This window comes from Euzebya tangerina (assembly GCF_003074135.1).
Lineage (GTDB): Bacteria > Actinomycetota > Nitriliruptoria > Euzebyales > Euzebyaceae > Euzebya > Euzebya tangerina.
Map to the genome: position 1 here is coordinate 1851175 of NZ_PPDK01000001.1, position 13271 is coordinate 1864445.

The following is a 13271-nucleotide window of genomic DNA, read 5'->3' on the forward strand; positions in this document are numbered from 1 at the left end:
TGAATGCGCACACCGCGGCCACATCGAGGTCACTCTGGTGGCCATGGCCACCAGACTCCGTTCGTCCTTGCTCCTCGTCTTGCTGCTGTTCGTGGCGGCGTGCACGGGTTCGGCTGACTCGGGCGATGGGGGCGATGGGTTGGACCTGGCGGACGAGGTCGATCTCTCCGACGCCGAGGTTCCCGAGATCGAGGTGACGCCGGGCTTCTGCGAGCAGATCGCAACCATCCTCGACACCGTATCCGCGGGGTCTGACGGCCCGGAGGCGCTCGAGAGCTCCTTCGTCACCATCGACCAGGCGTTCGCCGAGGCGCAGGATCTCGCCCCGGCCGGGACAGAAGACACGCTCGCCGGGGCACGGGCCTTCTTCGGAGAGCTCGATGCCGCGGCCGCAGCAGTGGGCTACGACAACGAGCAGGTTCCGGACGAGGTGTTCACCGATCTCGAAGCCGAGTACGGCGAGGACGTGGAGACGATGGAGGCCTACTTCGCCGCCTGCGAACTGGACGGCGAGGGCTGAGCCGACCGCCCGGCGGTCGCTGCCACCCGCTGTTCGGAGCCTCACCGCGCGACCAGCACGGTCCCCTCATCCGCGGCATCGGTCCCCTACGTCTCGGAGACCTCGAGGTCGGCGGCGACCGCGTGGGCTACGACGACCTCGACCGGGTCTCGCTCATCGTCGACGGGAGTCAGGTTCGTCGTGAACAGCTGCGTGCGCCCGCCGTCGACATCAACACCCTCGATGATCGTGTCCCCGGACTTCCGACGGACTCTGAGCGCAGCCAGGCTGTCCCACGTCGTCGTCGTGCTGCCGTCGTGGACGCCATCCCCATCGATGCGGACGCGCTTGGCACGAGCGTTGTTCGCCACCACGCCGAAGACAACGCACAGGGGCAGCATGCCGCCGAGCGCCGCACTGCCCTGGACGAGGCCGAGGATGCCGGAGACAGCGAACATGACAGCCGCGGCGGCCGGGAGCTGCCAGGCCATGTCGCGATTGCGGAGGACGAGTTGGTCGGTCGTCGGAAGATCGGTCATGTGACCACCATGGGGCAACGTGGGAGCAGGATCAGCGGCGAGCGTCGATCAGGTCCGGCATCAGGTAGTGCAACTGCCAGGCCGCGAATTCAGCCGGCTCATCGAAGGCCCACCCGAGGTGGCCGGCCACCTCAACGGACACCAGGCCGAGGAGGCGCTGCCAGCCGACCGCGGTGGCGTAGAGCTGCACGGCGGTCACGTCTCCGGGACCAGCCGCCGCACGCTGCTCCAGCGATGTGCGCAGCGACGTCGGCAGGAACTCGAGGTCGTCCACGAGGATGCGGCCCGCGGCGTCCAGTTCCACGAAGATGCGCGTGAACAGGTGGCCGAGTTCGCGGGACGCCGTGGTCGTGGGACCGTCCTGTGGCGCCTCGTAGCCGATGATCGGCGTCCCGTAGAGCAGCCCGAACTCCGAGGGGTTGGCCAGCGCCCAGTCCCGGAACGCCGCACCTGCGGCGCGAAGCCGAGCCAGAGGGTCTTCCACACCGGCAGCGGCAGCCGCACACCGTGCCGTGAGCTCCCGCAGCAGGGCCGCGATCAACTCGGTGAGCAGGCCGTCTCTCCCGGCGACGTGCTTGTACAGCGCCGGTGCGGTCACGGCCAGGCGGCGTGCGACCTCGCGCACAACCACAGCGTCGGGGCCGCCCTCCACCAGCAGGTCGCGTGCCGTCGTCGTCAGGAGCTCGACGGACAGGGGATCGCGTTTCGACGTTGACACCATGGTTAACGATGTTAGCCTGAGGGTTAGTTAACGCCGTTTACCAAAGGACCTCTCGTGCTCGCACCACTCCGCCCACTCGCCAGGCGGGCCTGGGCGGTCAGTCCCGCCATCACGGTCCTGTTCGCGCTCAACCTCGTGCTCGCACCCTCGGCGATCCTGCTCGGACTGGTCGATGACACCGTGGTGGGTGGCGTCTCGGCCTGGGCGAAGCCCCTGAAGTTCGCGCTGTCGTTCCTCGCCTTCTCACCGGCCCTGCTGTGGATCTTCGACCGCGTCGAGCGCACCCGAACCGTCCGCGTCGCCCTGGAGGTGATCGGCCTCTCGATGATCCTCGAGATCGTCCTGATCACCCTGCAGGCTGCACGCGGCGTCGCCTCGCACTTCAACTTCACCACCGCCTTCGACGGCGCCGTCTTCTCGCTCATGGGGGCCGGGGTCGGCATCTTCAGCGTCGTCGCCGTGGTCGCGGGGCTCGTCCTGGCCCGACGACGACTGTCAGGACCCGTGGGCCTCGGCATGACGATCGGTGTGGGGCTGATGGCCGTGGGAGCGACCCTGGGGTTCACGATGACCGCGCCACGCCCCGACCAGCTGGCTGACGGTGGCGTGTTGGGCGCTCACGCCGTGGGTGGCCCGGACGGTGGTCCAGGCCTGTGGCTGCTCGGGTGGTCCACGGAGTTCGGTGACCTCCGCGTGGTGCACTTCATCGGTCTGCACGCCCTGCAGGTACTGCCGCTGATCGGACTCCTGGTGCGCCGACTGTCCGACCGTGGGTGGTTGCAGATCGACGCGGTGCGGCAACGCCTGGTGGTCTGGTGGGCCGCGGGTGGCTACCTGGGGCTGATGGCGACGTCACTCGTGCAGGCACTGCGCGGCCAATCGGTGGTGGCGCCGGATTCACTGACGCTGCTGATGCTGCTGGTCCTCGCCCTCGCGCCGGCCGGCGTGGCCGTGGCGCTGGCCCGTGGTCGCTCGGTCAGCGCCGACGAGTCCCACGAAGTCGCTCCATCTCCCGACGGTCCTTCTTCGTCGGACGCCCTGCCCCGCGATCCCGAACCCCCTCGATCAGGTCCGCCACATCGCGCGAGGGCGGGGGCGGCGAGTGGTCGACGTAGCACTCCACCGCGATCTTCGCGCCGACGCGGGCATCGATCACCCGGGTGACCTCCACCGAGCGCGCCCACTGCCCGACGCGGGCATCCACCCGATCACCGACCCGGACCGGCGAGGAGGGCTTGGCCTTGGCACCGTTGACGGAGACGTGCCCGGCACGACAGGCCTGGCCAGCCGCCGTCCGGGTCTTGTACAGGCGGATGGACCAGAGCCATTTGTCCACACGAGTGGTCTCCACAGGCTCCATCCTGCCTGCCCGCGGTTGCGGACGGAGGTAGTTTGGAACTCTCAACTGGACCCCTCGCAGTGACGATACAGGAGAGGTCCCTTCAGCTTTCTCCAAGCCGCCTCGAAGGAGGCAACCCGTGTTCGAACGCTTCACAGACCGAGCCCGGCGAGTGGTCGTACTCGCCCAAGAAGAAGCTCGGATGCTCAACCACAACTACATCGGCACCGAGCACATCCTGCTCGGCCTGATCCACGAGGGAGAGGGTGTCGCCGCCAAGGCCCTCGAGTCGCTCGGGATCTCGCTGGAGGGTGTGCGCGAACAAGTCGAGGAGATCATCGGCCAGGGTCAGACAGCACCCGCCGGCCACATCCCCTTCACCCCCCGCGCGAAGAAGGTCCTCGAGCTCTCGCTCCGTGAGGCGCTCCAGCTCGGGCACAACTACATCGGCACCGAACACATCCTGCTCGGTCTGATCCGTGAAGGCGAGGGTGTCGCCGCCCAGGTCCTCCAGAAGCTTGGCGCCGACCTCAACCGCGTGCGCCAGCAGGTCATCCAGCTGCTGAGCGGGTACGCGGGCTCCGAGGGTTCCTCCAGCTCCGGGTCGAGCCAGAAGGCCGGCGTCTCCGGGGGCTCCGGCGACTCCGAGACCAAGGGGTCGGCGGTGCTGGACCAGTTCGGGCGCAACCTCACCCAGCACGCTCGCGAAGGCAAGCTCGACCCGGTCATCGGGCGGAAGCGCGAGATCGAACGGGTCATGCAGGTCCTGTCTCGCCGGACCAAGAACAACCCGGTCCTGATCGGCGAACCTGGTGTTGGCAAGACCGCGATCGTGGAGGGCCTGGCCCAGATGATCGTCGGCGGGACCATCCCCGAGACGCTCAAGGACAAGCAGCTCTACACCCTCGATCTCGGCGCCCTCGTCGCCGGGTCCCGGTACCGCGGTGACTTCGAGGAGCGCCTCAAGAAGGTGCTGAAGGAGATCACCACCCGCGGTGACATCATCCTGTTCATCGACGAGCTGCACACCCTGGTCGGAGCCGGTGCCGCAGAGGGAGCGATCGACGCCGCCTCGATCCTCAAGCCCATGCTGGCCCGTGGTGAGCTGCAGACCATCGGTGCCACCACCACCGAGGAGTACCGGAAGTACCTGGAGAAGGACGCCGCCCTCGAGCGCCGCTTCCAGCCCATCACCGTCGAGCAGCCCTCGATCCCGCACACGATCGAGATCCTCAAGGGCCTCCGTGACCGGTACGAGGCCCACCACCGCGTCACCATCACCGACGCGGCACTCGTTGCCGCCGCGAACCTGGCCGACCGCTACATCGCCGACCGCTTCCTGCCGGACAAGGCCATCGACCTCATCGATGAGGCGGGCTCCCGCCTCCGCATCCGCCGCCTGACCGCTCCGCCGGACCTCCAGGACCTCGAGGACGAGGCCAACCGGGTCCGCAAGCAGAAGGAGCAGGCCATCGACGACCAGGACTTCGAGAAGGCTGCGAAGCTCCGGGACGACGAGAAGAAGCTGCTCGAGCGCAAGGCCGCTCGGGAGAAGGAGTGGAAGTCCGACGGCATGGACTCCGTCCTGACCCTGGACGAGGAGGACATCGCCGAGGTGCTGTCCAACTGGACCGGCATCCCCGTCTTCAAGCTGACGGAGGAGGAGACCCAGAAGCTGCTGCGCATGGAGACCGAGCTCCACAAGCGCATCGTCGGGCAGGAGGAGGCCATCCAGGCCGTCTCCAAGTCCATCCGCCGGACCCGCTCCGGTCTTAAGGACCCCAAGCGTCCGGCCGGCTCGTTCATCTTCCTCGGCCCCTCCGGCGTCGGGAAGACCGAGCTCGCGAAGACCCTGGCCGAGTTCCTCTTCGGCGACGAGGACGCCTTGATCCACCTCGACATGTCCGAGTACATGGAGAAGCACACCGTCAGCCGCCTGATCGGGTCCCCCCCGGGCTACGTCGGGTACGAGGAGGGCGGTCAGCTGACCGAGGCGGTCCGCCGTCGTCCCTTCTCCGTGGTGCTGTTCGACGAGGTCGAGAAGGCCCACCCGGACGTGTTCAACTCGCTCCTGCAGATCCTGGAGGACGGTCGTCTGACCGACTCCCAGGGCAAGGCCGTGGACTTCAAGAACACGGTGCTGATCATGACCTCGAACCTGGGAACCCGGGAGCTGGGCAAGACCGCCACCGGCTTCGGTGTGCAGGATGAGACCAGCCACTTCGAGCGGATGCAATCCCAGGTCGATGATGAGCTGAAGCGCCACTTCCGCCCCGAGTTCCTGAACCGGATCGACGAGACCATCGTCTTCCACCCGCTGACGCAGCCGCAGGTCCAGACCATCGTCGACATGATGATGAAGCGCGTGAAGGAGCAGCTGAAGTCCAAGGCACTGGACATCGAGCTGACCGACGACGCCAAGGTCTGGCTGTCGAAGAAGGGCTTCGACCCGACGTTGGGTGCCCGGCCGCTGCGCCGGACCATCCAGCGGGAGATCGAGGACGCGCTGTCCGAGAAGCTGCTCTACGGCGACTTCACAGCCAACCAGCTCATCGTTGTCGACATCGAGGACGACAAGGTCGTCTTCCGCGCGGTGGACGCCCCGGAGGTGCCGCCGATGGAGATGGTCAGCGCATCCGGGGACGCCGAGGAGTAGACGCTCCGCTGATCCGACCGGCCCGGGCCCCACGGCCCGGGCCGGCCTGTGTCCGGAGGCTCAGCGGTCGCAGAGAGCGGGGAGGTCGTTGCTCACACGGACGAACTCCGGGTAGACCTGCTCGACCTCCGCTGCGGCGGGCTCGACCGCCGCGATGTCGAAGTTCGCCCGCTCGCCCAGCGCACCGAGGGTCTGCGTGCCCTGCGTGACCCACTCCAGCAGGAGCGCGCGACGGCGGTCAGGGGCGGCGGCCGCTGCGGCCCTCGCCGACTCGAGGAGTTCGTCGAAGGTCGTGCGGAACTCCTCAGGTGTGGCCGGCTCACCCTCGGCGATGACGGCGACCTGCTCCACGGCCTCGCAGAAGCTGCTCTCGTTGCCATCCCGATTCGCGCAGTAGGACTCAGAGAGCAGATCCACCAGTGGCTGGAGCTCGGTGGTGACCGTCTCGTACGCGCCGGCGTCGGCCTGTCGGACGGGCTCGCCCTCCGGTAGGTCCAGCATGCCCAGAGCGCCGAGAGCGGTCTCGAGCGGCCCGTCGGGCCTGACCTGGATCTCGGTGGACTTGGCGATGGCCGCCGACAGATCGGTCGCAGCCGCGTCGGCATTGTCGACCAGTACGGAGGCGAGGGTGGTGTCGTCGCCCCGGCCCATCGCGGTGATGGCGACCTCCACGCGGAGCTGGGCGGTGCAGACGTCGGTCCGCACCACATCGCTGTCGACCTGGACGGCCGGGGCAGGCGACCCCTCCGGCGCTGATGACGGCGTGGCGTCGGCTGGTGCCGGGTTCGCTAAGGTCGGCTCAGCCGGCTTCGGGGTGGCTGATGCCGAGGCCACTGTCGCCGGATCGGTCTGCTCCGTGACGGGGGTGTCATCACCACTGCCGCAGGCGGTCAGCACGAGCACGAGGGGTAGGCAGATGGCGACTGCGCGTCGGATCATCCGACCACTCTGCCGACATGAACGCGGGTTTTCGTTGGGTACTTCTTCCCTTCATCCGCTGGCCGTCACCCGCCGTGCGTCAGCAGCGCTCCTGACGAGCTGAGACGGCGCAGCGCCTCGGCCGCAGTCGCCCGGAAGGCGGGATCGTCCGAGCCCAGGTAGATCGTCAGTGAGAGGTGAACCGCCCAGCCCATCCCGCGGGCCCACGTGTGGTCGTCCATCGAGTGGGTCTGGTGGCGGAGGACACCGTGCACCTCAGGGTCCAACAGCAGCCAAGCGACGATGGCGTCAACCGCCGGGTCGCCACCGCAGACGTCGGAGAAGTCGATGACGGCGTTGATGACCCCGTCGTCGACCAGCAGGTTGCGCGGGTGGAGATCCCCGTGGCACCACACTGGTCGCCCGGACCAGCGTGGGGCTGCGAGCGCCTGGTCCACGACGTGCTCCAGGCTGCCCCGGTCGAGGTGGAGCTCCGGGCAGGCGCGGGCGAGTCGCTCCTCGATCGTTCCCAGGGATCCGTCGCCCGTCGACTGGCTGACCCGATCGGCCAGCGGGACGCCCCGATACGGGTTGTGTGGCGCGTCTGCCGGTGCCGGCCGGTGCAGGGCGCCCAGGAAGCGGCCCAGCATGGCAGCGGTCTGATGCTGGTCTGTTGGGGGTGCCACGGTGGCCGGCAGACCCGGCAACCAGGGCACCACCGACCAGCGGTACGGGTACGCCGTCGTCGGCTCGCCCGTGCGCAGCGGGACCGGGACGGGAAGTGGGAGCTCGGCTCCGTATGCGGCCAGGAACGATTGTTCGTTCCCGATCATCCCGGCGCCGAGCGCCCGCCGGGGCAGCCGCACACAGAGGTCCCGCCCAAGCCGCGCCATGACGTGATCCCACCCGCTGTCGATCAGCTCGATCGGGAGCTCGGCCAGGTCAGGATGCTGGTCTTTCAGCAGCGCCCGGACCAGGTCCGCGGTGATCCGGACATCGCTCGGCACGGCTTCGACCATGGCCCAGCGGTACCCGACCCGCCTGGGCGCGTACCCTCCCTGCGATGCGTCTGCTCGTCGCCCGCTGCACCGTCGACTACGACGGCCGCCTGACCGCACATCTCCCCGAGGCCAAGCGCCTGATCATGGTCAAGGCCGACGGGTGTGTCGCCATCCACGCGGACGGCGGGGCCTACAAGCCCCTCAACTGGATGAACGCCCCGAACACGCTGGTGGAGGAGGAGGGACGGTGGGTCGTCACGTCCAAGAAGGGGGAGTCGCTGACGATCACCCTCCACGAGGTCATCTGGCAGTCGACCACCGAACTCGGTGAGGATCCGGGACTGACCAAGGACGGCGTCGAGGCCCATCTCCAAGAGCTCCTGGCGGCCAACACAGCCGCCCTTGGCGATGACCTGTCCCTGGTGCGCCGCGAGTTCCCGACCGACATCGGCCCCGTCGACCTGCTGCTCAGGGACGGCGACGGCACGGCCATCGCCGTGGAGATCAAGCGTCGCGGAGAGATCGACGGCGTCGAGCAGCTGACGCGCTACCTGGAGCGGATGGATCGCGACCCGATGCTGCGGCCCGTGCGCGGGATGTTCGCCGCCCAGGTCATCAAGCCCCAGGCGCGCGTCCTGGCCGAGTCCCGCGGTATCGAGTGCGTGGAGGTCGACTATGACGAGCTGCGCGGCATCGAGTCCGACGTGCTCAAGCTGTTCTAGCCACAGCGGTAGGTGAGCAGGAGTTCCCCGTCGGCCTCCAGCACCTGGGCCAGGGTCACGTCGCGTCGTTCGGTCAGCCCGTCCACGATCCGCTTGCCGTCGTCGCCTCCAGCCAGCGCCGGGGCCAGGGTCACGCACACCTCGTCGGCCAGCCCAGCCGTGAGGATCTGGCCGTTGAGGTTGGGCCCGCCCTCGACCAGCAGATGGGCCAAGCCGTGGTCCGATCGCAACTGCTCGAAGCCGGCGGTCAGGTTCACGTCGCCCTCACCGGCCGCGACGACGAGCCCGCCGGCGTCCTCGACGGCGGCGACCCGTTCCGTCGGCGCATCGGTCGTCGTCAAGACGATGGTCGGGGCCACGGCCTCGGTGAACACCCTCGACTCGAGGTCCAGATCCAGGCTGCGCGTCACGATCACGATCGACGCAGGGCCGTGACGCCCGTCGGCGCGCCTCCGCTCACCCCAGCCGTCCCGGACTCTCATCGGCCCGTACCCCTCGGCGCGGACCGTGCCTGCCCCGGCCACCACGCCGTCGGCGTTGTGGCGCATGGCGAAGAAGGCCTGGCCGTCACCGTCACCGCCCAAGGTCCCGCTGACCCCGTCATCTCCGACCACCCGACCGTCGAGCGCGGAGACCATGTTGATGCGGACCAGTGGGGCCAGGGGATCTTCGGGTCGGTACGCCTCATAGACGTCCACTGCGGTGGAGGGGTCGATGCCGGGCCGGTTCGGGTAGAGACGACGCATGTCCGCAACCCTCCCCGCTGACGCGCCTCGTGGCACCTCGGAGTCGGTCGACTCCGCGGGAGTTGCCGCCATCGCGAGCCCGTTGCTGGCCTGGCACGACCCCACAGCCCGGCGGCTTGCCTTCCGCGAGGGCACCACGCCGTTCGGCGTGCTGGTCAGTGAGATCATGGCCCAGCAGACCCAAGCCGAGCGGGCCGCCTCGGGCTGGACCGCCTTCATGGCGCGGTTCCCCGACCCAGCCACGCTGGCGGCCGCCGCAACAGCCGACGTGATCGACGCCTGGCAGGGCCTGGGGTACAACCGGCGCGCGGTCAATCTGCAACGAGCCGCCCAAGCCATCGTCGCCGACCACGACGGGCGGGTGCCGGACGACCTCCAAGCGCTGCTGGCGCTCCCGGGCGTCGGCCCGTACACCGCCCGGGCCGTGCTGGCCTTCGCGTTCGACCATCCCGTCGTGCCCGTGGACACCAACATCGCTCGCATCCTGGCGCGAGTGACCGGCCGGGTCCTCACCCGCCCCGCCGCCCAGCAACTGGCTGACGACCTGGCCACCGCGCCTGAGCAGGGCTCGCTGCCGGCCGCTCTCATGGATCTGGGAGCAGCGATCTGCACCGCGAAGGGCCCCGACTGTGGGATCTGCCCGCTTCGCGACCACTGTGGCTGGCGTGGCGGCCCGAGCCCGGATCCAGCGGCGCGCGGGGCGCACAAGCCGACCGCGCAAGGCCGATTCGAGGGCTCTCGACGACAGGCCCGCGGCCGCATCATCGATGCCCTCCGCCGGGGAGCGATCTCGACCAAGACGGCAACCGAGCTTGCGGGTGACCACGGTCCAGCCCTGCTCGACGGCCTCGTCCGGGATGGCCTGGCCGATACGATCCCCGGCGGATTCGCCCTCCCGGGCTGGTCCGGCGACCTGGCGAAGGGAACACTCGATGTCCACGACCGATGAGGCCGAGCAGGACGAAGCCGCGACAGATCGAGCCGCGCAGGAGGAGTCCTTCTGGAAGATCGGCAAGGAGAACTGGAAGACCGTCCTGAAATCGACGGGGAAGCAGTTCGCCTCCGATCAGGTGGCGACGCTCAGCGCCTCGGTCACGCTCCGGATCGTCCTCTCCCTGGTTCCGGCGCTGATCGCCGCCATCGCCATCGGCGCCCAAGTCATCTCCACCGCCGACATCGAGGAGTTGGTCTCCTCGGCTAACAGCATCGTGCCCGGCGAGTCGGCGCAGGACTTCGTGTCCAACACCGTTCAAGATGCCATCGCGAGCCTGCAGGACCAGGGTCTCTCCGCGCTGCTGATCTCGATCGGGGCCGGTCTGTTCGCCGCCAGCAGCGCAGCCGTCCAACTCATCAAGGCGCTGAACGTGGCCTACGACGTCGAGGAGAACCGCGGCTTCATCGGCCAGCGGTTCGCCTCGCTGGCGGTCATCGGCGCGCTCGTGCTCGCACTCGCTGGCATGTTCGTCGCGATCGTGCTCGGCCCGAGCCTGCTCGAGTTGGTGCTGCCCGCCAACATCATCGAGTCGCCGCTGAACATCCTGATCACCCTTGGCCGCTTCGTGGCCGCCGTCCTGATCCTGATGGGGTTCTTCGGCTTCGCGTTCTGGTACGGACCGGATCGCGAGCGACCCAAGCTGCGGTTCCTCAGCCCCGGGGCCGTCTCCGGTGTGATCGGGTGGCTGGTGCTGAGCTACCTCTTCAGCCTCTACGTTCGGACGGCAGGAAGCTACAACGCGACCTACGGAGCCGTCGCGGGGATCGTCGTGCTGCTGATCTGGCTCAACTACTCCTTCATCGTGCTGCTGATGGGCGCCGAACTCGACTCCGAGTTGGAGAAGTTCATCGAGCAACGACGCATCGAGCGGTCGCTGACGGCCATTCCGGGGTCCGAATCCGAGATGGTCGGAAGTCTGCCGGCCGCGCCACGGGACGCTCCGACGCTGGATGACGTCTCACCGGACATGCCGCGCCATCCGGAGCTGATGGCGGCCAGCCGGCCCGCCACGCGATCGGAGGACGAAGCCGACCCTGACCAGGTCGATACCGGCGCTGCCGCGCCCAGCCCGGCGGTCCTGATGGGCGCAGCGAGGAAGACCAGCGGTGCCAGCATCGCGGCAGCGCTGTGGGGCCGGATGCGTGACTGAATCGGGCAGGCCGCATCGGCTGGGCCGTTCGCGGCGTCGCTGCATAAGATGAGATCGAGCCACGAGAGGAGTTGCGGTGCCGGAGAGTGATGCGTCGATGTTGGAGATGCTCCAGCTCGTCGCACCGGGGACGGTCCTTCGGGAGGGCATCGAGCGCATCATCAAGGCGGGCAAGGGTGCGATCATCGTCCTCGGCTACGACAAGCAGATGGAGGAGATGCGCTCCGGCGGGTTCCAGCTGAAGGCCAAGGTCACCGCGCAGCAACTGTCGGAGGTCGCCAAGATGGACGGGGCCATCCTCCTGGACGACGCGTGCGAGAACATCCTCTTCGCCAACGTCCACCTCGTTCCGGACTCCTCCGTCGAGACCGAGGAGACGGGGACCCGACACCGCACCGCGGATCGGGTCGCGAAGCAGACTGGAACGCCGGTCATCAGCGTCAGCGAGTCGATGCAGATCGTCTCGTTGTACTTCGGGCAGGACAAGCACGTCTTGGAGGACCTCGCCCAGATCATGTTCCGGGCCAATCAGGCCCTGGCCACGCTCGAGCGCTATCGCAACCGACTGGATGAGGTGTCAGCCGCCCTCTCTGCCCTGGAGATCGAGAACGTGGTGACCTTGGGGAACGTCGTGGCCGTTCTCCAGCGGGCAGAGCGGGTGGCGCGCATCGCGGCGGAGATCGACCACGCGATCACCGAACTGGGCACGGAGGGGCGGCTGCTGGAACTGCAGTTGGACGAGTTGCTGCACGGTGTGGCCAGGGAGCGGGAGTTGGTCGTCAAGGACTACATCGCTGACCGACGTCGGAAGGACTCCAAGGTGCTGGAGCGCATCGCCGAGTTGGACGATGCCGATCTGCTGGTGCCCGGCAACGTCGCCTCAGCGCTCGGCTACAGCCCGGCCGAGCAGGGCGATGAGCGTCCGGTGGCCGCGCGTGGCTACCGACTCCTCAGCCGCATCCCCCGCCTCCCCTCCACGATCGTCGACAAGCTGGTCGACAAGTTCGGGTCGCTGGATCGGCTGCTGGACGCGACGATCGATGATCTGGGAACCATCGACGGGATCGGTGAGGCCCGCGCCCGCTCCATCAAGGAGGGTCTGGCCCGACTCGCGGAGTCGTCCATCCTCGAGCGATACGCCTAGCAGTCGCGGTCACTACAGAACGTGACAGCGTGTCACATACGCCACTTGTGCAACACCCTGGATGGGTCCGGTGGTTGCGTCGTCCGCAGGCGGCATCGTAGGCCGCTGACCTGCCCTTTCCCATTTGGGTTCTCGTCATAGATGTGTTACAGTCGCAGACGGCACTAGTCGCGGAGGGCCCCCCGACGTTCCGTCACCGGCATGCTCCGCCATCACTCGCCGTGATGTGTGCGTCACCCATACAAGCGACTCCAACAGGAGAACCCACATATGACCTATTCCGTTGGCGATACCGTTGTGTATCCGCACCATGGAGCAGCCGTGATCGAGCGCGAGGAGACGCGCAAACTGCTTGGGGAGGAGAGGTCGTATCTGGTTCTGAGGCTCACCTACGGTGACCTGACGATCAAGGTTCCGGCTGATCAGACGGATGAGGTGGGGCTGCGGAACGTCTGCGATGACCAGGAGATCGAAGAGGTCCTCGACGTGCTGCGACTGCGTGGCGCGAAGGTCCCGACGAACTGGTCGCGGCGGTTCAAGGCGAACAACGAGAAGCTGAAGGGTGGGGACATCATGAAGGTGTCTGAGGTCGTTCGTGACCTCTCCCTTCGTGAGATGGACAAGGGGCTGTCGGCAGGGGAGAAGCGCATGCTGTCGAAGGCCCGTCAGGTGCTGGTGTCAGAGCTCGCCGCCTCCCTCGAGAAGGAGGACGAAGAGGCCGAGGCCTACCTCGACGAGGTGCTCCAGAGCTAGTCCCGAAAGAGGGGTCAGCCCCCACCGGTCACGCGGTTCGTCGAGCAGAAGTGCGGCGAAAACCGCGTGACGAGTTGCCCGGTACGCTC

The 13271-nt window shown here is 68.0% G+C and carries 13 protein-coding genes and 1 pseudogene; 8 read left to right on the forward strand and 6 right to left on the reverse strand.

All coding sequences use genetic code 11. The annotated features are described in order from the left end of the window. Positions 1 to 43: 43 nt before the first annotated feature. On the forward strand, positions 44 to 520 hold the full coding sequence (locus tag C1746_RS08550) for a hypothetical protein (RefSeq protein WP_116714201.1): 477 nt from the start codon (positions 44 to 46) through the stop codon (positions 518 to 520). Positions 521 to 606: 86 nt separating this feature from the next. On the opposite strand, the gene C1746_RS08555 is transcribed toward C1746_RS08550, so the two are convergent. Together C1746_RS08555 and C1746_RS08560 are read right to left on the reverse strand one after the other, a co-directional pair. Continuing rightward, positions 607 to 1038 (reverse strand): hypothetical protein, encoded by a 432-nt coding sequence (locus tag C1746_RS08555; protein ID WP_116714202.1) that lies wholly within the window; start codon positions 1036 to 1038, stop codon positions 607 to 609. Positions 1039 to 1069: 31 nt separating this feature from the next. After that, positions 1070 to 1759 (reverse strand): TetR/AcrR family transcriptional regulator, encoded by a 690-nt coding sequence (locus C1746_RS08560; RefSeq protein ID WP_116714203.1) that lies wholly within the window; start codon positions 1757 to 1759, stop codon positions 1070 to 1072. A 54-nt stretch (positions 1760 to 1813) separates the two neighbouring features. On the opposite strand from C1746_RS08560, the gene C1746_RS22720 reads away from it, so the two are divergent. Further along, positions 1814 to 2923, forward strand: coding sequence for a hypothetical protein (locus C1746_RS22720; protein WP_240598865.1), 1110 nt, complete (start codon positions 1814 to 1816; stop codon positions 2921 to 2923). 49 nt (positions 2924 to 2972) lie between these two features. Here C1746_RS22720 and C1746_RS22725 read toward each other — a convergent pair. Beyond that, a pseudogene (locus tag C1746_RS22725) lies at positions 2973 to 3119 on the reverse strand (S4 domain-containing protein); the annotation flags it as partial. A gap of 118 nt (positions 3120 to 3237) precedes the next feature. Here C1746_RS22725 and C1746_RS08570 point away from each other — a divergent pair. Then, positions 3238 to 5754: an ATP-dependent Clp protease ATP-binding subunit gene (locus C1746_RS08570; protein ID WP_116714205.1), complete on the forward strand. Its 2517-nt coding sequence runs from the start codon at positions 3238 to 3240 to the stop codon at positions 5752 to 5754. 60 nt (positions 5755 to 5814) lie between these two features. Here C1746_RS08570 and C1746_RS08575 read toward each other — a convergent pair whose 3' ends face one another. After that, positions 5815 to 6693 carry a hypothetical protein gene (locus C1746_RS08575; protein WP_162867547.1) on the reverse strand — a complete coding sequence of 293 codons (879 nt, stop codon included), beginning with the start codon at positions 6691 to 6693 and terminating at the stop codon, positions 5815 to 5817. 65 nt (positions 6694 to 6758) lie between these two features. Further along, positions 6759 to 7691, reverse strand: coding sequence for an aminoglycoside phosphotransferase family protein (locus C1746_RS08580; RefSeq protein ID WP_116714207.1), 933 nt, complete (start codon positions 7689 to 7691; stop codon positions 6759 to 6761). A gap of 44 nt (positions 7692 to 7735) precedes the next feature. Here C1746_RS08580 and nucS point away from each other — a divergent pair, with 44 nt between their 5' ends. Then, the gene (gene nucS / locus C1746_RS08585) at positions 7736 to 8395 is read left to right on the forward strand and encodes an endonuclease NucS (RefSeq protein WP_116714208.1); all 660 of its coding nucleotides are present in this window, start codon (positions 7736 to 7738) and stop codon (positions 8393 to 8395) included. Here nucS and C1746_RS08590 read toward each other — a convergent pair. After that, the gene (locus tag C1746_RS08590; RefSeq protein ID WP_162867548.1) at positions 8392 to 9141 is read right to left on the reverse strand and encodes a dihydrofolate reductase family protein; all 750 of its coding nucleotides are present in this window, start codon (positions 9139 to 9141) and stop codon (positions 8392 to 8394) included. The genes nucS and C1746_RS08590 overlap by 4 nt on opposite strands. On the opposite strand from C1746_RS08590, the gene C1746_RS08595 reads away from it, so the two are divergent. The 4 genes from C1746_RS08595 (at position 9140) to C1746_RS08610 (ending at position 13182) form a co-directional block, all read left to right on the forward strand. Next, positions 9140 to 10090 carry an HhH-GPD family protein gene (locus C1746_RS08595; RefSeq protein ID WP_116715631.1) on the forward strand — a complete coding sequence of 317 codons (951 nt, stop codon included), beginning with the start codon at positions 9140 to 9142 and terminating at the stop codon, positions 10088 to 10090. The genes C1746_RS08590 and C1746_RS08595 overlap by 2 nt on opposite strands. After that, positions 10074 to 11285 (forward strand): YihY/virulence factor BrkB family protein, encoded by a 1212-nt coding sequence (locus C1746_RS08600; RefSeq protein ID WP_162867549.1) that lies wholly within the window; start codon positions 10074 to 10076, stop codon positions 11283 to 11285. The genes C1746_RS08595 and C1746_RS08600 overlap by 17 nt, the downstream gene beginning before the upstream one ends. Positions 11286 to 11361: 76 nt before the next feature. Then, positions 11362 to 12429, forward strand: a complete 1068-nt coding sequence (disA, locus tag C1746_RS08605) for a DNA integrity scanning diadenylate cyclase DisA (protein ID WP_205711775.1) — start codon at positions 11362 to 11364, stop codon at positions 12427 to 12429. A gap of 270 nt (positions 12430 to 12699) precedes the next feature. Continuing rightward, positions 12700 to 13182 carry a CarD family transcriptional regulator gene (locus C1746_RS08610; protein ID WP_116714211.1) on the forward strand — a complete coding sequence of 161 codons (483 nt, stop codon included), beginning with the start codon at positions 12700 to 12702 and terminating at the stop codon, positions 13180 to 13182. Positions 13183 to 13271 lie beyond the last annotated feature (89 nt).

Coding starts and splice junctions, on each gene's coding strand:
- C1746_RS08550 (WP_116714201.1), top strand. CDS start 44: ATGGCCACCAGACTCCGTTCGTCCTTGCTCCTCGTCTTGCTGCTGTTC.
- C1746_RS08555 (WP_116714202.1), bottom strand. CDS start 1,038: ATGACCGATCTTCCGACGACCGACCAACTCGTCCTCCGCAATCGCGAC.
- C1746_RS08560 (WP_116714203.1), bottom strand. CDS start 1,759: ATGGTGTCAACGTCGAAACGCGATCCCCTGTCCGTCGAGCTCCTGACG.
- C1746_RS08575 (WP_162867547.1), bottom strand. CDS start 6,693: ATGATCCGACGCGCAGTCGCCATCTGCCTACCCCTCGTGCTCGTGCTG.
- C1746_RS08580 (WP_116714207.1), bottom strand. CDS start 7,691: ATGGTCGAAGCCGTGCCGAGCGATGTCCGGATCACCGCGGACCTGGTC.
- nucS (WP_116714208.1), top strand. CDS start 7,736: ATGCGTCTGCTCGTCGCCCGCTGCACCGTCGACTACGACGGCCGCCTG.
- C1746_RS08595 (WP_116715631.1), top strand. CDS start 9,140: ATGTCCGCAACCCTCCCCGCTGACGCGCCTCGTGGCACCTCGGAGTCG.
- C1746_RS08590 (WP_162867548.1), bottom strand. CDS start 9,141: ATGCGTCGTCTCTACCCGAACCGGCCCGGCATCGACCCCTCCACCGCA.
- C1746_RS08600 (WP_162867549.1), top strand. CDS start 10,074: ATGTCCACGACCGATGAGGCCGAGCAGGACGAAGCCGCGACAGATCGA.
- C1746_RS08610 (WP_116714211.1), top strand. CDS start 12,700: ATGACCTATTCCGTTGGCGATACCGTTGTGTATCCGCACCATGGAGCA.